Raw genomic sequence first — 17,646 nt, 5'->3', positions numbered from 1 at the left:
CATCAGGTATGACAAAGAAATTTATTCCCGCAAGACAGATGAATTCAGGGAGATAAAGTGAAATCGTAGCTTATGTATCAAACAAAAATGTCACGGGGCCATCATTTATCAGGTGCACCTGCATGTCTGCACCAAACTGGCCCGCAGCTACCGTGGGATGCGCGATTCTGGCCTGGCTCAACAGATAGTCGAACAGCTCGGCGCCCAGTGCTGGAGGCGCGGCTTTCGAGAAGCCCGCACGCAACCCGCTTTTGGTGTCCGCAGCCAGCGTGAACTGGGAAACCAGCAACAGGCCGCCCCCCACCTCACGCAAGGACAGATTCATCTTGCCCTCAACATCGCTGAACACTCGATAATTGAGCAACTTGTGCAGCAACTTATCGGCACTGGCGCGGGTGTCTTGAGGCTCTATTCCCACCAACACCAATATGCCCTGTTCAATGGCGCCCACGACCTCGGTGCCCACCTCGACGCGCGCACTTCGCACGCGCTGCAACAAACCTTTCATAGATGCCTTTCCAGACTCAAAACCAATACCGGACTGCTGTCACGCCTCTTCGGGCGGCAGGTCGAGCAGATTGCGCGCCACTTCTGCGGCAGCACGCACCAGCGCGTCGGCGATACCCGGCTCGGCTGCCGAATGCCCGGCCTCGCGAATCACCTGCAGTTCACTGCCAGGCCAGTTCTGGTGCAGCTCCCACGCATTGTCCAGCGGACAGATGACATCGTAACGACCGTGGACAATGATTGCCGGCAGGTGCGCGATCTTCGGCATGTCGCGAATCAGCTGGTTGTCTTCCAGAAAGGCGTTGTTCATGAAGTAGTGACATTCGATGCGCGCGATGGACAACGCGCGGTGCGGCTCGGCAAAGCGATCGACCATTTGCGGATTGGGCCGCAGGGTTGCGCAGCGCCCTTCCCAGGTCGACCAGGCCTTGGCAGCGTGCATCTGGGCGATCTGGTCCGGACCGGTGAGTCGCTTGTGGAAGGCAGCCAGAATGTTGTCACGCTCGTCCAGCGGGATCGGCGCGACATAATCCTGCCAATAGTCCGGAAACAGACGGCTGGCGCCGGCCTGATAGAACCAGTCGATTTCCTGCTGACGGGCGAGGAATACGCCACGCAGGATCATCGCGTGCACGCGGTCAGGATGGGTCTGTGCATAGGCCAGAGCGAGGGTCGAACCCCACGAACCGCCGAACAACACCCATTTGTCGATCCCGAGGTGCTCGCGAATCGCTTCAAGGTCTTCCACCAGTTTCCAGGTGGTGTTGTTTTCAAGGCTGGCATGCGGTGTGGAACGACCGCAGCCGCGCTGGTCGAACGTGACAATGCGGTACAGGTTGGGATCGAAATAGCAGCGACTGTGCGCATCGCATCCCGAACCCGGCCCGCCGTGGATAAACACCACCGGCAAGCCTTCTGGCGAGCCACTCTCATCGACGTAAAGCACATGCGGTTGTTCCACGGCCAGATCGTGCCGGGCGTAGGGTTTGATCTGCGGGTACAAAGTCTGCATAAGTGCTCCATAAGTCCAGTTCAGAGGCTTCTATTATTCTGCCGTGGGGCATCATAAACCCGAAACGAAGAATCAGCATGCTGCACGTCATTGATCAGGATGGAACGAACGATGCAAGCGTTTTGCCAATTTCAACGGTGCGCGAACCAGAGCTGTCGCGCTGGGTCGAAGCGAGAGCTATGCCATGAATTATTTCGCTTTTTTTCAGGAAATAATTGACGACACGCCTACAGTCTAAGAATCCCGTTTTTCATTCGTCAGACTACTTGAGGTTTTACCGATGTCTCAGGAACCACTTGTTCGTGACGCTGATGTGGCCGCTTTTCGCGCCGCTGTGCTCGCCAAACTCACCTATTCGGTGGGCAAGGACCCCGACCATGCGTTTGAGCATGACTGGTTTGAAGCTGTTGCCCTTGCCGCCCGCGACCATATGGTCGAACACTGGATGGACCATACGCGGCAGATCTATCGCAAGGTTCAGAAACGCGTTTACTACCTGTCTCTCGAATTCCTGATAGGCAGGCTGCTGTACGACAGCCTGAGTAACCTGGGCCTGCTCGAAGTCGCTCGCGAGGCCTTGACCGAGCTGGGTGTGGACATCGAACGTATCCGCCTGCTTGAACCGGATGCGGCACTGGGCAACGGCGGCCTGGGTCGTCTGGCCGCGTGCTTCATGGAAAGCATGTCGACCCTGGGCATCGCGGGTCATGGTTACGGCATTCGTTACGAGCACGGCCTGTTTCGTCAGGGCATCGTCGATGGCTGGCAGCAGGAACAGACCGAGAACTGGCTGGACTTCGGTAACCCATGGGAATTCGAACGCCCTGAGGTGGTGTACTCCATCGGCTTCGGCGGCAGTGTCGACACCGTCCCGACCGAAGCGGGCGATTCGCGTCAGGTATGGCGTCCGGGCGAGACCGTTCGGGCCATCGCCTATGACACCCCGGTGGTGGGCTGGCGCGGCAAGAGCGTCAACACCCTGCGCCTGTGGCGCGCCCGTGCGGTAGAAGACCTGCACCTGGAACGCTTCAACGCCGGTGATCACTTCGGCGCCGTGGCCGAAGTGGTGCGCGCCGAAAGTATTTCCCGCGTGCTTTACCCGAACGATGCGACCGAAGCCGGTCAGGAACTGCGTCTGCGTCAGGAATACTTTTTCGTTTCCGCGTCGCTGCAGGACTTGCTGCGCCGCCATCTGAACCAGCACGCCACGCTGACGGATCTGTCCGAGCACGCGGCGATTCAGATGAACGACACGCACCCCTCGATCGCCGTGGCCGAACTGATGCGTCAGTTGATCGACAACCACAACATCCCATGGGACACCGCGTGGAAAATCACCGTCGGCACCCTCGGCTACACCAACCACACTCTGTTGCCTGAAGCACTGGAGACCTGGTCGGTCGGTCTGATGGAGCGGATGCTGCCGCGCCACATGCAGATCATCTACCTGATCAACGCGCAGCACATCGACACACTGCGCGCCAAGGGTGTCGACGACGTCAACGTGCTGCGCGCGGTATCGCTGATCGAAGAAGACAACGGTCGTCGGGTACGCATGGGCAACCTGGCCTTCCTCGGCTCGCACAGCGTCAACGGCGTTTCGGCGCTGCACACCCAACTGATGCGCAAGACCGTATTCGCCGAGCTGCACAAGATCTATCCGGAGCGGATCAACAACAAGACCAACGGCATCACCTTCCGCCGCTGGCTGTTCCAGGCCAACCCGAAGCTGACCGAGATGCTTGTCGAGTCGCTCGGCGAGGATGTTCTGGACAACGCCGAGACGCGCCTCAAAGAGCTTGAGCCGTTCGCCGAGAAGTCGTCGTTCCGCAAGCAGATGGCCGATCAACGCCTGCACAGCAAGCGTGCGCTGGCCGCGATCATTCATGAACGCCTGGGCATTGCCGTCAATCCTGCCGCGATGTTCGACGTTCAGGTCAAGCGGATCCACGAGTACAAGCGCCAGTTGCTGAACCTGTTCCACACCGTCGCCCTGTATCAGGCCATTCGGGCCGAGCCGGGTACCGATTGGGTGCCACGGGTGAAGATCTTCGCCGGCAAGGCGGCGGCCAGCTATCACTCGGCCAAACTGATCATCAAGCTGACCAACGACATCGCGCGGACCGTGAACAACGATCCGACCGTACGCGGCCTGCTGAAAGTGGTGTTCATGCCCAACTACAACGTCAGCCTGGCGGAGAGCATCATTCCGGCGGCCGACCTGTCCGAGCAGATATCCACCGCAGGCCTGGAAGCGTCCGGGACCAGCAACATGAAGTTCGGCCTCAACGGCGCACTGACCATCGGTACGCTGGACGGTGCCAACGTGGAAATGAGCGAGCAGGTCGGGCTGGAGCACATGTTCATCTTCGGCATGTCTTCGCAACAGGTCGAAGCCCGCAAGCAGGCAGGTGAGTTCAGCGCGCATGACGACGTGGCCGCTTCCGGACGCTTGAACGATGTGCTGCAGGCGATCCGTGGCGGCGTGTTCTCGCCGGATGATCCGAACCGTTACGTGGGTCTGATCGACCAGTTGCTGGCGTATGACCGCTTCCTGGTCTGCGCTGACTTCGACTCGTACTGGGCGGCCCAGGCCAAGGTCGAAGAGCGCTGGCACGACTCCAAGGAATGGTGGCGCTCGGCGGTCCTCAACACCGCACGCATGGGCTGGTTCTCCTCGGACCGGACCATCCGCGAGTACGCCGGAGACATCTGGAAGGCGCTGGAGTGACGTTAAAGTTCGAAAAAACGTAGTGCGGGAGCGAGCTTGCTCGCGAAGAGGCCAGTAATGCCTCGGAAAGAAGGCGTTTGAACCAGCGTCTTCGTGAGCAAGCTCACTCCCACACGGACGTGTATTCGGCCTGCAGTTAGAGTTCAACCGCGCTTTCCGTACTCATCGACACTTGTTTCTGGACGTTCCGCGTCCGATCTTGAATGCGCGGTGCGGCGCAGATTTGTGACGCGGAGCGTCACCCAAGGCATTCCCACGCTGGAGCGTGAGGAACGATAGGCGTCCATGACTATCGCGCCAATGCTCCGCGTTAGCATGCAGTTCCTGACGTCCAGTGCTCCTCGCGCCCTGCGTAAAACATTACAAGCGATGTCCGACGGCCCCTATATACTGCGCCTGATGAACCTTCACACACCGAAAAGGATATCGTCGCGTGCTTTGGATTTGTCTGGTGGTGGGCGGCACGGCACTAGGCTACTCGCTGAGTTATGACGAGTGGGCAGGTGCGCTGATTGGCGCAGTCATGGGCTGGGCCGTATGGGCCGGCATTCGCGTGCGCCTGCTTGACAGGCAATCCGCCGATCAGCTGCAGCAACTGCTCGCAACCCGTGAATCCCTCGATGTCCTTCAGCAGCGCCTGAGCGCACTTGAACGTCAGTCCGCGCCCGGCGTGCCGCCTGCGCAGGACCCTGCACCGCTTCCACTCGATGCGATCATTATCGAAGCACCCACCGACGGTCCCGAGCTGATCTGGGATCTCCCGGACGAGCAGCCACAGGCAGCAACGCCAGTCGAGCCCGCCCCACAGAGCCTCCAGCCAGCCACGACAGCAAAAGCCAATCCGCTGGACAGCGCGATCAGCTGATGGCACTGGCCTTGACGATCGGCGGTCACATGCGCTCAAACCGCCAGCTGTCGCTGGGCGGCGCAGCGTTGATCGGAGTGGTGGTGATCAAGCTGTTCTTCGTCGAGCTGAGCAATCGCGGCGGCATGGAGCGCATCGTATCGTTCATCGGTGTTGGTATTTTGCTATTGGTGGTGGGATATTTCGCACCGTTACCGCCGAAACACTCTGTCACAGAGGTCGGTGAAGAACCCGGCCCAGGCTCGACTGCCGCACCGGAAACGCTATGAGGAAACCGTTCTTGAGTCATCCTGCCATGAAGATCGCCGTGCTTGGCCTGGCCTTGTGCACGGCGATAACCGCCCTCGCCCAGGACAAACCGGCGGACTTTGCCAGCCAGACGCCGCTGAGCCTGAGCGGCCAAGGGCCGTGGTATCGCATCGAGTTGCCGCTTGCCGTCCAGCTGAATGCCCGGCAGACCGATCTGAGCGATGTACGCGTGTTCAATGCCGAGGGCCAGCCGCAGGCTTATTCGATCAGGCCGCGCCAGCCCGCCCCCGAACAGGAGCCGACGCCGATCGAGGTCAACTGGTTTGCCCTGTACAGCACACAGGAGGCAGGCGACACCGCACCGGTCATCCGTATCGAGCGCTCCAGCAACGGCAGCGTGATCGAGGTGCAGCCACAAAGCGATATCGAAGCGGGCGAAGAAGTGCTGCGCGGCTGGCTGCTGGACACCAGCGCAATCAAGGCGCCACTGGAACAGCTGGTTATCGACTGGAGCACCGAGCGTGAGGGCTTCCAGAATTTCAGCATCGAAGCCAGTGATGACCTGCAACACTGGCGCAACTGGGGCGAGGGCCAGGTTGCACGGCTGTCGTTTGCCGACGAAGTGGTCGAACAGCGCGAAGTCGGCCTGCCCGGCCAGAGCGCCCGCTATCTGCGCCTGCTGTGGCGGTCCCCGCACAGTGCGCCGCTGCTGATCTCTGCGCACCTGCTGAGTGCCAGCAGCGGCACGCCGGCCTCGCCACTGACCTGGTCGCCACCGGTCCAAGGCAGCGTCGAAAGCCCCAACGAGTATGTCTGGCAACTGCCGACCGGCTTGCCGATAGGCCGCGTCAAGATCGACATTGCCCAGCCCAACAGCCTGGCACCGGCGACGCTCTACGGCCGGCTCGATGCCGGACAGCCCTGGCAGCCGATCAGCAGCGGCCTGCTGTATCGCTTGTCGCAGAACAACAGCGACGTCTTGCAGGACCAGCTGCAATTGTCCGGACGCATCGTTCAACAGCTCAAGCTGGTGGTGGATGATCGCGGCGGCGGGCTGGGCAGCGAAGCGCCGCAGTTGAGTGTGGCTGTGCCTGCCACAGAGGTGGTGTTCCTGGCGCGCGGTGACGGACCATTCACCCTGGCAATCGGTAATCCGAGCGTCAAGGCTGCCAACCTGTCGCTGGCCACGCTGATTCCTGACCTGAGCGCGGAAAAGCTCGCGACTCTCGGCACAGCGAGCCCGGCCACGGCAACCGTGGCCAACATGGCCGCAGCGCCGATCGCCGTGCCACAAGGTACTGACTTCAAACGCCTGGGGCTTTGGGCCGTACTGCTGCTTGGCGTGGTGTTTCTGGGCTGGATGGCGTTCAGCACGCTGCGCGCTGCAAAACGCTGAAACAGGCGGCCTGTCAGGCGTGCTTCGCCTGACATCTGAACTGAAACAGTCTTAAGCCAGTCTCATAGCAGTATTACGTCGCCACTCGCGTTAAACTGCGCAGGTTTTCATACCCCCTATTTTCGGAGCTATCCATGTCCCGCGTCACACTAAGTCGTTACTTGATTGAGCAGACTCGCAGCAACAACACCCCTGCCGATCTGCGCTTCCTGATCGAAGTTGTGGCGCGCGCATGCAAGGAAATCAGCCACGCCGTCTCCAAAGGCGCGCTGGGCGGCGTACTGGGCAGCATGGGCACCGAAAACGTGCAGGGCGAAGTGCAGAAAAAGCTCGATGTGATCTCCAACGAGATTCTGCTCGAAGCCAACGAATGGGGCGGTCACCTGGCCGGCATGGCGTCCGAAGAAATGGACAACGCCTACCAGATCCCGGGCAAATACCCGAAGGGTGCCTACCTGCTGGTTTTCGACCCGCTGGACGGCTCGTCGAACATCGACATCAACGCACCGGTCGGCACCATCTTCTCGGTACTGCGCTGCCCGAACGAATACTTGAGCCAGAACGAAGCGCTGAATGAAAAGGCCTTCCTGCAGCCAGGCACCGAACAGGTCGCCGCCGGTTACGCCATCTACGGCCCGCAAACCATGCTGGTCCTGACCCTGGGCGATGGCGTGAAAGGCTTCACCCTGGACCGTGAAATGGGCAGCTTCGTGCTGACCCACGAAGACATCACCATCCCGGAGTCCACTCAGGAGTTCGCGGTCAACATGTCCAACCAGCGCCACTGGGAAGCCCCGGTACAGCGCTACGTGAGCGAGCTGCTGGCCGGTGAAGACGGTCCGCTGAAAAAGAACTACAACATGCGCTGGGTCGCGGCGATGGTGGCCGACGTGCACCGTATCCTGACCCGTGGCGGCCTGTTCATGTACCCGCGCGACAGCCGCGAGCCTTCCAAGCCGGGTAAACTGCGCCTGATGTACGAAGCCAACCCGATGTCCTTCCTGGTCGAACAGGCTGGCGGCGCGTCCACTGATGGCCATCAGCGCATTCTCGACATTCAGCCCGAAGGCCTGCACCAGCGCGTAGCGGTGTACCTGGGTTCCAAGGAAGAAGTCGAACGCGCCACCGCGTATCACAAGGCGTAAGACGTCTTCTGCAGCGCTGGTGATCGGGCCATGCCCGATCACCAGCGCGTGAGCCGATTCTTGAAAAAACGAGCAGTCCGCCCTTCTGTCAGCCCCTTCTGCGGGCCGACTATCTGATCCACGGCATAAATCCTTGCGCCGTCCGGGAACCAGATTCCGTTTTTCTCTTCTAAGCTTGCGGTACTGCGCCAGCGCCAGACTGCACCGGCTTGCACTGCGACGCGACCCCCTTCCGTTCAGGAGCTACATCCATGTCCTTGCGTTCTGTCGCGTTACTCTCGTTCTGCGTTCTGCTGGCTGCCTGCAGCAAGATCACTCAGGAAAACTATTCCAAACTGTCCGCTGGCATGCCCAAGGCTCAAGTCGAGTCCTTGCTCGGCAGCCCGACGGAATGCTCCGGTGCGCTGGGCATGTCGAGCTGCACCTGGGGCGACCAGAACACCTTTATCAGCGTGCAGTACGCAGCGGACAAGGTTGTGCTGTTCTCGGGCCAGGGTCTGAAATAACACATGATCAAGGTACTGGTACGTTTTGGAATTTGTGTCATGGCCAGCTTCCTGGCCATCGGTTTTGCCCACTCGGCTGACAACCTCGAGCCAAAGACTGTCGACAGCGTCGACCTCAAGCAGTACCAAGGCACCTGGTACGAGATCGCGCGTCTGCCGATGTTCTTCCAGCGCAAGTGCGCTCAGTCCGAGGCGCGTTATACGCTCAAGGATGACGGCAACATCGCGGTGACCAACCGCTGCCGCACGATTGAAGGCACGTGGGAAGAAGCAACGGGCACCGCCTCGCCGCAGGTTCCGGGCAAGACCGACAAGCTGTGGGTTGTGTTCGACAACTGGTTCTCGCGCCTGCTGCCGAGCGTTGCCAAGGGTGATTACTGGATTCTGGACGTCAGCGAAGGCTACCGCACCGCCGTGGTCGGCAACCCGGATCGCAAATACCTGTGGCTGTTGTCGCGTACACCGACCGTATCTGCCTCGGTCAGGGAAGACATGCTCAGCAAGGCCCGCCAGCAAGGCTACGACACCTCACGCCTGATCTGGCGCGAGGATGACTCGAAGATTGGCAAGGGCGAGAAGTAACCGAATCGGGATTCTGGCTAAGCCCGGTAGGAGCGAACTTGTTCGCGAAGACGGTCGTTCGAACGATAAATTTCAGAACGCTTTCCGCCCCCTTCGCAAACAAGTTCGCTCCCTCGGCCTTCGGCCAGAATCAGAAGCGGACTCGTGAATAACGCCGAGTGCTCTGCGTCCTCCCTTGCATCAGCCCAGCAACGCCCTCAACACCTGCGCGAACTCGCGGTTGCTTTGTTCTTCTGCGGCGTGTCGCCCTTCGCGTATGACCCATCGCCCATTGACCGCCACGTCGCGGATCTGCCGGTCGCTGCCGGCGAACAGCCAGCGGTTGAGGATGGCGTCGTCCGAGGCCGTGGCAATGTACGGGTCGTTGCCATCGAGCACCAGCCAGTCGGCACGGTGACCCACTTGCAGCGTTCCAATCTGCTGCCCCAACGCCTGCGCGCCACCGGCAAGTGCAGCGTCGTATAACGTGCGGCCAACCATGGGTTGATCGCTGCGATACAGCCGGTTGCGGCGCTGATCGCGCAGGCGCTGGCCGTATTCCAGCCAGCGCAGTTCTTCGACCACGCTGAGCGAGACGTGACTGTCCGAACCGATCCCCCAGCGACCGCCCTGAGCAATGTAGTCCACCGCCGGAAAGATCCCGTCACCCAGGTTGGCCTCGGTGGTCAGGCAAAGCCCGGCCACCGCGCCGCTTTGCGCCATCAAAGCCACTTCATCCGCCTCGGCATGAGTCGCATGGACCAGGCACCAGCGATTATCCACAGGGGCGTTTTCATACAGCCATTGCAACGGACGTCGACCACTCCAGCTCAGGCAGTCATCGACCTCCTTCTGTTGCTCCGCGATATGAATATGCACCGGACACTGCCGGTCGCTGGCCGCCAGCACCTCGCTTATCTGCTGCGGCGTCACCGCACGCAGCGAGTGGAAGCATAGCCCCGGCTGCTGGGCAGGCTGAGCTGCCAGAACCGGACGCAGACGAGCCTGCAGATCCAGATAGCTGTCGGTGCTGTGGATAAAACGCCGCTGGCCCTCGTTGGGAGCCTGCCCGCCAAAGCCGGAATGGCTGTACAGCACCGGCAGCAAGGTCAGGCCGATACCGACCGAAGCGGCCGCCTGGCTGATCTGCAGCGCGAGCTCGGCAGGGTCGGCGTAGGGCTTGCCATCGCTGTCCTGATGCACGTAATGAAATTCGGCAACCGAGGTGTAGCCGCCCTTGAGCATCTCGATGTACAGCTGGCGAGCGATAACGCCCAGTTGCTGCGGGCTGATGCGCCCCACCAGGCGATACATGAGGTCGCGCCAGGTCCAGAAACTGTCGTTGGGGTTGCCCGCCACTTCCGCCAGCCCGGCCATGGCACGCTGGAACGCGTGGGAATGCAGGTTCGGCATGCCAGGCAGCAAAGGCCCGCTGACCTTCTCGGCGCCCTGCTGATCGGCATTGGCTTCGACGCGGGTCAAAATACCGTCCTGACCGACCTCCAGACGCACATTGCGGGCCCAGCCGTCGGGGAATAACGCGCGCTCGGCAAAGAAGGCTGACATTGACTTCACACCTCATCACTGTAATTTGTATATACATATACAGACGTTTAAGCGACCGGTAAACCTTCTGCATGCTTGCCGAGCAGCAGGTTAATGGTTAGCGTGAGCGCTTTGCAGCGTCTGAACGCTCTCGAAAACACCGTCTCGAACAACAAGGATTCCCACGTGTCGACTCCGCCCGCCGCTTCTTCCCTGGCAGCCCAGATGGGCGAAAGTCCCGCACCCTTGTACGCCCGCGTGAAACAGATGATCGCCTTGCAGATCCAGAACGGCACCTGGCCGCCGCACCACCGTGTGCCGTCGGAAAGCGAGCTGGTGACGCAACTGGGTTTCAGCCGCATGACCATAAACCGGGCACTGCGCGAGCTGACCGCCGAGGGCCTGCTGGTGCGCATGCAGGGCGTCGGCACCTTTGTCGCCGAGCCCAAGAGCCAGTCGGCGCTGTTCGAAGTGCACAACATTGCCGACGAGATTGCCGCGCGCGGTCATCGCCACACCTGCAAGGTCATGGTCCTCAAGGAGGAAGCCGCTGGCTCCGAACGCGCCCTGGCGCTGGATATGCGCGAAGGCCAGCGGGTCTTCCACTCGCTGATCGTGCATTACGAGAACGACATTCCGGTGCAGATCGAGGACCGCTTCGTGAACGCCCAGGTCGCTCCGGACTACCTCCGGCAGGACTTCACCCTGCAGACGCCTTACGCCTACCTGTCGCAGGTTGCGCCACTCACCGAAGGCGAGCACGTGGTCGAGGCGATTCTCGCCGAAGCCGATGAATGCAGGCTGTTGCAGATTGAGGCGGGAGAACCCTGCCTGCTGATTCGCCGCCGTACCTGGTCAGGTCGTCAGCCGGTCACCGCTGCGCGCCTGATCCATCCCGGCTCCCGCCATCGCCTGGAAGGACGCTTTACCAAATGAGCCAGACCCGCATTTTGCGCGCCGCAGACTACCCGCGCATGCCGTGGAAGAACGGCGGAGGCAGCACTGAAGAGATCGCTCGCGACGCAGGCCAGGACCTGGACGGTTTCGGCTGGCGGCTGTCGATTGCCGACATCGAAACCTCGGGCGGTTTTTCGGTGTTCGCCGGTTATCAGCGCATCATCACCGTCCTGCAGGGCGCGGGCATGACGCTGGACGTGGATGGCCTCAGCAGTCGCCCGCTGCTGCCATCGGACCCGTTTGCATTCAGCGGTGACAGTCAGGTCAATTGCACCTTGCTGGACGGGCCGATTCGCGATTTCAACCTGATCTACGCCCCACACCGCTACACTGCACGCTTGCACTGGATAGACGTGCGTCACCCGCAACGCCTGTTCAGTTCAGCCAGTACTCTGGTGCTGTTCAGCATGGCCGAGCAAGTGGCGATCAGCGTCGACAGTCAGCCGTGGGAAATCCTCGGCAAACACGACTGCGCTCAGGTGGACAACGCTGGCGGTCTGCTTGAACTCGAACTGCAATCACCGCGCGCCAGCCGTTGCTGCCTGATCGAGCTCACCGCCACAGGCCAGTAAGCGCCTGTCTGCACACCTTATAAAAACAGCTTTGCGTTCAAGGACGACCATGACTCAAGTTCCGAACCGGGAAACGCCGAGAGGCATTGCCATCCTCGCCCGCTTCCTCGCCTCCGAATCGGCCGGCGGCATCGTGTTGATGGCGGCTGCGCTGGCGGCCTTGATCGTTGCCAACTCGCCGCTTTCTGCCGGCTATTTCTCGATCCTGCACAGCGTCTGGCTGGGCCTCTCGGTCGAGCTGTGGATCAACGACGGACTGATGGCGATCTTCTTCCTGATGGTCGGCCTGGAGATCAAGCGTGAAGTCCTCGCCGGTGGTCTGGCGAGCTGGGGGCAACGTGCCCTGCCCGGCTTTGCGGCGGCCGGCGGCATGCTGGTGCCGGCGCTGATCTACATCGCGATCAATTGGGGTAATCCGCAGACCCTGAGCGGCTGGGCGATCCCGGCAGCCACCGACATCGCCTTCGCCCTCGGCGTGCTGTCGCTGCTCGGCAATCGGGTGCCGACCTCGCTGAAGGTCTTTCTGGCCGCACTTGCGATCCTCGACGATCTGGGCGCCGTGACCATCATCGCCTTCTTTTACAGCTCCGGTCTGAACCTGCCGATGCTGGCCGCCGCCTTCGTGACACTGGCGGTGCTGATCGTCATGAACCGTTTGAACGTGCGTCGTTTGCTGCCCTATCTGCTGCTTGGCGCGCTGCTGTGGTTTTTCGTCCTGCAATCGGGCGTACACGCCACGCTGGCCGGTGTCGCCCTGGCGCTGTGCATCCCGATGGGCAAGCCCGAGGAAGAAGCCCGCTCGCCACTGCTGTTCCTCGAAGAAAAGATGCACTACTGGGTGGCCTTCGCCGTGGTGCCGATCTTTGGTTTTGCCAACGCTGGCGTTTCGCTGGCTGGCATTACTCTGGGCAATCTGGTCGATCCTGTGCCGCTGGGCGTTGCGCTGGGGCTGTTCGTGGGCAAGCAGATCGGCGTGTTTCTCGCCGCAGTGCTGGCCATCCGCGCCGGGCTGGCGGTATTGCCGGAAGGCAGCAACTGGGTGCAACTGTACGGCGTGGCGATGCTGTGCGGCATCGGTTTCACCATGAGCCTGTTCATCGGCAACCTGGCGTTCCCCGGCTCGCAACACCTGATCGACGAGGTGAAGGTCGGCGTACTGATCGGCTCGGGGCTGGCCGCGATTGCCGGAGTTGTGCTGCTGCGCAGCCGTTTCAGCCGGCCCTGAAAAAATATTTTCAAATCACTGCATCCAGACGGGTTTCTCGCGGGTAGTACATTCAGCAGCCACTTCGAGTTGCTGAGCGCGGTTAAACCTTCTGGAGATTTCTGCATGAACGCAAAACGCTTGCTCTGCCTTGCTGGTACTACTCTGGCCTTCACTTGCCTGTCGTCCGTTGCCATGGCTCAGACCGACCTCCCCGAAAGCGTCCGTGTGCCGGCTGGCAACAAGGTCGGCATGCAAACCACCGGGGTTGGCGAGATCACCTACGAGTGCCGCGCCAAGGCCAACATGCCCAACGAAATGGAGTGGGCGTTCGTCGGCCCCAAAGCAGTGCTCAACGACAAGAGCGGCAAACAGGTCGGCACCTACTACGGCCCGCCTGCCACCTGGGAAGCCAAAGACGGTTCCAAAATAACCGGCACTCAAGTCGCCGTGGCCCCGTCGAGCGCTGGCAACCTGCCGTACCAACTGGTCAAGGCCAACCCGGCCGAAGGCAAGGGCGCAATGACCGGCGTCACCTACATTCAGCGTGTAGCCCTGAAAGGCGGCGTTGCCCCGGCCAAAGCCTGCGCAGAGAGCAACAAGGGCGCGAAGGAAGTGGTCAAGTATCAGGCTGATTACCTGTTCTGGACTGCCGGCTGATCAATGCGCTTAATCAGGTGACCGTGCAACAGTAGGCTATGCTGCTGCGCGGGAGCCTCGTGATGTCAACGAGGCAGTAGTCTTCCATTGATGGCGGATCATCTTGTCTTCGCACGAATCTCTCTTTGATTACGAAGCGACGTTGCAGGCCTGCGCTCGCGGTGAAAAACAGGCCTTGCAGCGTCTCTATCAACAGGAAAGCGCCCGACTGCTCGGCGTCGCTCAGCGCTTGGTGCGTGACCGCGCACTAGCCGAGGACATCGTGCATGACGCGTTCCTGAAAATCTGGTCCCACGCGGCCAGCTTCGATGCCTCGCGTGGTTCGGCACGTGGCTGGATTTTCAGCGTGACCCGCCACCTGGCGCTCAACACGTTGCGCAACACGGCTCGCGAGGTGCGTGTCGAAGACGACGGCAGTGAAGATCATCAGGAACAGGCGACACTGGAAGGCTGGCAGGAAATCGGCGATGCCTTCGATTGGCGGGTCAATCCAGGACGGATTACTTCATGCATGGAGCAACTGGAACCAGTAAGACGAAACTGTATTTTTCACGCTTACGTAGACGGTTATTCGCATCAGGAAATCGCGCAGAAAATTGGCGCGCCATTGGGTACGGTCAAAGCCTGGATCAAGCGCAGCCTGACGGCTTTGCGGGAGTGCATGGGATGACCCGGCCTTTAGACGACAACATTCACGAGCTGGCTGGCGAGTACGTGCTCGGCACGCTGTCGGTACAGGAGCGACTCGACGTACAACGTCGCCTGGCACGCGAGCCCGACCTGCGGGCCGCCGTGGATGCCTGGGAGCAGCGTCTGCTGCCGCTGACCGGACTGGCCGAACCGGTAACGCCCTCGCCTGGCCTGTGGGATCGCATCGAACGTAACCTGCTGGACATGGCCGCGCCTGCCAGCACGCCGCAACGACCGCGCGTGCGCTGGTGGGACAACCTGTCGATCTGGCGCGGCCTCGCCGGGGCCGGCCTGGCTGCTTCGCTGGTATTGGGCATGACGCTGCTGACCCGCGCACCGGCGCAACCGTCGTATCTGGTGGTTCTCGTAGGGCCGCAGGACAAGGCGCCTGGCTGGGTCGTGCAGGCCAGTAATTCGCAGGAAATACAGCTTATCCCGCTGGGCGTGTTCGAGGTTCCGACCGACAAGGCACTGGAGTTCTGGACCAAGGGTGATGACTGGCAAGGTCCGGTTTCGCTTGGGCTGGTCAAACCGGGGCAAAGCCTGCATGTGCCGCTGGATAAACTGCCGCCGCTGCAACCCAACCAGTTGTTCGAGCTGACACTGGAAAAATCCACCGGCTCGCCCATCGGCAAACCCACCGGGCCGATTCAGTTCATCGGCCGGGCGGTGAAGGTGATCTGACGCGAAAGCAGCCTACTTGCGGCTGCAGTCGTCCTGTTGCAGCAGGTTGGCCTGGGTCAGGTTGCAGTCTGCCGGTACGCTGCGCGTCAGCCAGACATTGCCGCCGATGGTCGAACCTTTGCCGATGGTGATGCGCCCCAGAATCGTCGCGCCAGCGTAGATCACCACGTCGTCTTCAACGATTGGATGCCGTGCATGGCCTTTCTGCAACTGGCCGTCCTCGTCTGAGGGGAAGCGCTTGGCGCCCAGGGTCACGGCCTGATAGATCCGCACCCGCTCGCCGATGATCGCGGTTTCGCCAATCACCACGCCTGTCCCGTGATCGATAAAGAAGCTCGGGCCGATCTGCGCGCCCGGATGAATATCGATACCGGTCGCAGAATGGGCGATTTCCGAGCTGATACGCGCCAGCAACGGCAAACCAGCGCGATACAGATAATGCGCCAGACGATGGTGGATCACCGCCAGAATGCCGGGATAGCACAGCAGCACTTCATCGACACTGCGCGCCGCTGGGTCACCGTGATAGGCAGCCAGCACGTCGGTGTCCAGCAACAGACGAATACCCGGCAGGGCCATGGCGAAACCCTGAATCAGCTCGAGCGCCCGCGCATCGATGCTCTTCAGGTCACCGCCCTGCTGATGGGCCACGTAGCGCAATTCAAGCCGGGCCTGAGCCAGCAGCGCGTTGAGCGCCACATCCAGCGTATGGCCGACATAGAAGTCCTCGCTTTCCTCACGCAGGTCCACAGGACCCAGGCGCATCGGGAACAGAGCACCGCTCAAGGCTTCAAGAATCTCGCCCATGGCCGCACGCGAAGGCAGCTCACGTCCACCGTGTTCACCGCTCACCCGCCTGTTGCGAGCCCGCCAGTCTTCACGCGCGCCACGCAACTGGCTGACGATGCGCTGCAACTGCCAGTGGCTGGAGCGGCCGTCGGCGGACGCTTCTGGAATATCGCTCACGCTTGACTCTCCTTGATGTGAAGGGTGGCGACCGACAGTACGGGCCGCTGCTATTACCACTCTACGGCAAACATTCAGACGAAAAAAACAACAATTTCTGTCGGAATACGCGAAGAGCGCCGTGCGCACAGATAAGTTGCCGTGCGAGAAACGTCTGCCTATAGTCCGGTGACTCTTTACACGGCTTATCGACCACCATGATCAAACATCAGCTTGCCCGCTTCAATCGCCTGGACCTGATCAGCGCGCCAACGGCTCTGGAAAAGCTCGAGCGCCTGTCGATCTGGGCAGATCGTGATATCTACATCAAGCGGGATGACACCACAACGCTGGCCCTGGGCGGCAACAAAGTGCGCAAACTCGAGTACCTGGCCGCCGATGCGCTGGCCCAGGGTGCCGATACACTGATCACCGCCGGTGCCATCCAGTCCAACCATGTCCGTCAGACCGCTGCCCTGGCCGCGCGTCTGGGCCTTGGCTGTGTGGCGCTACTGGAAAATCCCATCGGCACCGAAGACCCCAGCTACCTGAAAAACGGCAATCGCCTGCTGCTCGAACTGTTCGATGCCAAGGTAGAGCTGGTGGAAAACCTCGACAACGCTGACGAACAACTGCATGCCCTGGCTGCACGCCTGCGCTCCAGTGGCAAAAAGCCTTATCTGGTCCCCATCGGAGGCTCAAGCCCGGTGGGTGCGCTGGGTTATGTGCGCGCCGGGCTGGAACTGGCCGAGCAGATCAAGCAGACCGGCATCGAGTTTGCGGCTGTCGTTCTGGCCTCCGGCAGTGCCGGCACGCACAGCGGCCTGGCGTTGGCACTGGCTCACGAGCTGCCGCAATTGCCGGTCATCGGTGTGACCGTGTCGCGCAGTGAAGAAGCACAGCTGCCCAAGGTCCAGGGCCTGGCCGAGCGCACCGCAGAGTTGCTCGGCGTTGCGCTGCCTGAACACTTCAAGGTCGAACTGTGGGATGAGTATTTCGCCCCGCGATATGGTGAACCGAACGCCGGTACGCTGTCAGCCATCAAGCTGGTGGCCAGCCACGAAGGACTGTTGCTTGACCCGGTCTACACCGGCAAGGCCATGTCCGGTCTGCTCGATGGCATCGGCCGTCAACGCTTCAACGACGGCCCGCTGATCTTCCTGCACACCGGCGGTGCGCCAGCGCTGTTTGCCTATCCGGATGCGTTCGACCAGTGACGTTCTAGCCAACGGGTCCTTTATGCTTTTGTGGAGGGGAAATAACTTTTTTTGTTATTTTTCCTCATAAGCAGATGGCTATATAGTCGCGCCCGGCAGAGCACAACGCTTAACCTTACACCTGACCTAACTGCCTGAAAAAAGCTGAATAATCAGCACGAAGTTGCTTGAGTCGGGTCAGAAAATGGCCAGACACTTCC

16 protein-coding genes and 2 pseudogenes are annotated in these 17,646 nt (G+C 61.0%); 14 read left to right on the top strand and 4 right to left on the bottom strand.

Features of this window, described 5'->3' with window-relative positions; translation table 11 throughout:
• Positions 1–70: 70 nt before the first annotated feature.
• Together dtd and pip are read right to left on the bottom strand one after the other, a co-directional pair.
• Entirely contained in the window at positions 71–508 is a 438-nt protein-coding gene (gene dtd, locus AC54XV_RS01870; RefSeq protein WP_011266358.1) for a D-aminoacyl-tRNA deacylase, read from the bottom strand.
• 39 nt (positions 509–547) lie between these two features.
• On the bottom strand, positions 548–1,519 hold the full coding sequence (gene pip, locus AC54XV_RS01865) for a prolyl aminopeptidase (protein WP_496717742.1): 972 nt from the start codon (positions 1,517–1,519) through the stop codon (positions 548–550).
• Positions 1,520–1,799: 280 nt separating this feature from the next.
• On the opposite strand from pip, the gene AC54XV_RS01860 reads away from it, so the two are divergent.
• From AC54XV_RS01860 to AC54XV_RS01830, 7 genes and pseudogenes are all read left to right on the top strand, one after another.
• Complete coding sequence (locus tag AC54XV_RS01860) at positions 1,800–4,250, top strand: glycogen/starch/alpha-glucan phosphorylase (protein WP_003403097.1); 2,451 nt, start codon at positions 1,800–1,802, stop codon at positions 4,248–4,250.
• Between the two features lie 433 nt (positions 4,251–4,683).
• Positions 4,684–5,112 (top strand): annotated as a pseudogene (locus tag AC54XV_RS01855) (DUF2339 domain-containing protein); the annotation flags it as partial.
• Positions 5,112–5,384, top strand: a pseudogene (locus tag AC54XV_RS01850) (DUF2339 domain-containing protein); the annotation flags it as partial. The pseudogenes AC54XV_RS01855 and AC54XV_RS01850, both read left to right, overlap by 1 nt.
• A gap of 26 nt (positions 5,385–5,410) precedes the next feature.
• Entirely contained in the window at positions 5,411–6,760 is a 1,350-nt protein-coding gene (locus AC54XV_RS01845) for a DUF3999 domain-containing protein (protein WP_058399188.1), read from the top strand.
• Positions 6,761–6,894: 134 nt separating this feature from the next.
• Complete coding sequence (locus AC54XV_RS01840; RefSeq protein WP_003341445.1) at positions 6,895–7,905, top strand: class 1 fructose-bisphosphatase; 1,011 nt, start codon at positions 6,895–6,897, stop codon at positions 7,903–7,905.
• Between the two features lie 251 nt (positions 7,906–8,156).
• Positions 8,157–8,411: an outer membrane protein assembly factor BamE domain-containing protein gene (gene bamE / locus AC54XV_RS01835; RefSeq protein ID WP_003403102.1), complete on the top strand. Its 255-nt coding sequence runs from the start codon at positions 8,157–8,159 to the stop codon at positions 8,409–8,411.
• Positions 8,412–8,414: 3 nt separating this feature from the next.
• Positions 8,415–8,993 carry a lipocalin family protein gene (locus AC54XV_RS01830; RefSeq protein WP_024652659.1) on the top strand — a complete coding sequence of 193 codons (579 nt, stop codon included), beginning with the start codon at positions 8,415–8,417 and terminating at the stop codon, positions 8,991–8,993.
• Positions 8,994–9,173: 180 nt separating this feature from the next.
• Here AC54XV_RS01830 and AC54XV_RS01825 read toward each other — a convergent pair whose 3' ends face one another.
• Complete coding sequence (locus AC54XV_RS01825; RefSeq protein WP_058399187.1) at positions 9,174–10,538, bottom strand: formimidoylglutamate deiminase; 1,365 nt, start codon at positions 10,536–10,538, stop codon at positions 9,174–9,176.
• A gap of 204 nt (positions 10,539–10,742) precedes the next feature.
• Between AC54XV_RS01825 and hutC the strand changes: the two genes are divergently transcribed.
• The 6 genes from hutC to AC54XV_RS01795 all read left to right on the top strand — a co-directional run bounded on the left by hutC (position 10,743) and on the right by AC54XV_RS01795 (position 15,284).
• The gene (gene hutC / locus AC54XV_RS01820; RefSeq protein ID WP_161420743.1) at positions 10,743–11,453 is read left to right on the top strand and encodes a histidine utilization transcriptional repressor HutC; all 711 of its coding nucleotides are present in this window, start codon (positions 10,743–10,745) and stop codon (positions 11,451–11,453) included.
• Positions 11,450–12,046 carry a HutD/Ves family protein gene (locus AC54XV_RS01815; RefSeq protein ID WP_024640805.1) on the top strand — a complete coding sequence of 199 codons (597 nt, stop codon included), beginning with the start codon at positions 11,450–11,452 and terminating at the stop codon, positions 12,044–12,046. The genes hutC and AC54XV_RS01815 overlap by 4 nt, the downstream gene beginning before the upstream one ends.
• A 49-nt stretch (positions 12,047–12,095) precedes the next feature.
• Positions 12,096–13,271, top strand: coding sequence for a Na+/H+ antiporter NhaA (nhaA, locus tag AC54XV_RS01810; RefSeq protein ID WP_058823039.1), 1,176 nt, complete (start codon positions 12,096–12,098; stop codon positions 13,269–13,271).
• A gap of 105 nt (positions 13,272–13,376) precedes the next feature.
• Positions 13,377–13,910: a DUF3455 domain-containing protein gene (locus AC54XV_RS01805; protein ID WP_058823040.1), complete on the top strand. Its 534-nt coding sequence runs from the start codon at positions 13,377–13,379 to the stop codon at positions 13,908–13,910.
• 103 nt (positions 13,911–14,013) lie between these two features.
• Positions 14,014–14,580, top strand: coding sequence for a sigma-70 family RNA polymerase sigma factor (locus AC54XV_RS01800; RefSeq protein ID WP_003414203.1), 567 nt, complete (start codon positions 14,014–14,016; stop codon positions 14,578–14,580).
• Entirely contained in the window at positions 14,577–15,284 is a 708-nt protein-coding gene (locus AC54XV_RS01795) for an anti-sigma factor (protein ID WP_024640803.1), read from the top strand. Before AC54XV_RS01800 ends, AC54XV_RS01795 begins: the two co-directional genes overlap by 4 nt.
• A gap of 12 nt (positions 15,285–15,296) precedes the next feature.
• On the opposite strand, the gene epsC is transcribed toward AC54XV_RS01795, so the two are convergent.
• Entirely contained in the window at positions 15,297–16,250 is a 954-nt protein-coding gene (epsC, locus tag AC54XV_RS01790; RefSeq protein ID WP_003414200.1) for a serine O-acetyltransferase EpsC, read from the bottom strand.
• Between the two features lie 197 nt (positions 16,251–16,447).
• Here epsC and AC54XV_RS01785 point away from each other — a divergent pair, with 197 nt between their 5' ends.
• Entirely contained in the window at positions 16,448–17,446 is a 999-nt protein-coding gene (locus AC54XV_RS01785) for a D-cysteine desulfhydrase (RefSeq protein WP_011266349.1), read from the top strand.
• The last annotated feature ends 200 nt before the right edge of the window (positions 17,447–17,646 follow it).

The organism is Pseudomonas fragariae (ex Marin et al. 2024), assembly GCF_059621105.1.
Note: the sequence above shows the minus strand (reverse complement) of the source record. Positions and strands in the feature narration are given on the sequence as shown.

Bases quoted from the DNA above. Each gene is read 5' to 3' on its own strand.
- dtd (WP_011266358.1), bottom strand. From the start codon at position 508: ATGAAAGGTTTGTTGCAGCGCGTGCGAAGTGCGCGCGTCGAGGTGGGC.
- AC54XV_RS01795 (WP_024640803.1), top strand. From the start codon at position 14,577: ATGACCCGGCCTTTAGACGACAACATTCACGAGCTGGCTGGCGAGTAC.
- AC54XV_RS01825 (WP_058399187.1), bottom strand. From the start codon at position 10,538: ATGTCAGCCTTCTTTGCCGAGCGCGCGTTATTCCCCGACGGCTGGGCC.
- hutC (WP_161420743.1), top strand. From the start codon at position 10,743: ATGGGCGAAAGTCCCGCACCCTTGTACGCCCGCGTGAAACAGATGATC.
- AC54XV_RS01815 (WP_024640805.1), top strand. From the start codon at position 11,450: ATGAGCCAGACCCGCATTTTGCGCGCCGCAGACTACCCGCGCATGCCG.
- AC54XV_RS01830 (WP_024652659.1), top strand. From the start codon at position 8,415: ATGATCAAGGTACTGGTACGTTTTGGAATTTGTGTCATGGCCAGCTTC.
- AC54XV_RS01845 (WP_058399188.1), top strand. From the start codon at position 5,411: ATGAAGATCGCCGTGCTTGGCCTGGCCTTGTGCACGGCGATAACCGCC.
- AC54XV_RS01805 (WP_058823040.1), top strand. From the start codon at position 13,377: ATGAACGCAAAACGCTTGCTCTGCCTTGCTGGTACTACTCTGGCCTTC.
- bamE (WP_003403102.1), top strand. From the start codon at position 8,157: ATGTCCTTGCGTTCTGTCGCGTTACTCTCGTTCTGCGTTCTGCTGGCT.
- pip (WP_496717742.1), bottom strand. From the start codon at position 1,519: ATGCAGACTTTGTACCCGCAGATCAAACCCTACGCCCGGCACGATCTG.
- nhaA (WP_058823039.1), top strand. From the start codon at position 12,096: ATGACTCAAGTTCCGAACCGGGAAACGCCGAGAGGCATTGCCATCCTC.
- AC54XV_RS01860 (WP_003403097.1), top strand. From the start codon at position 1,800: ATGTCTCAGGAACCACTTGTTCGTGACGCTGATGTGGCCGCTTTTCGC.
- AC54XV_RS01840 (WP_003341445.1), top strand. From the start codon at position 6,895: ATGTCCCGCGTCACACTAAGTCGTTACTTGATTGAGCAGACTCGCAGC.
- AC54XV_RS01785 (WP_011266349.1), top strand. From the start codon at position 16,448: ATGATCAAACATCAGCTTGCCCGCTTCAATCGCCTGGACCTGATCAGC.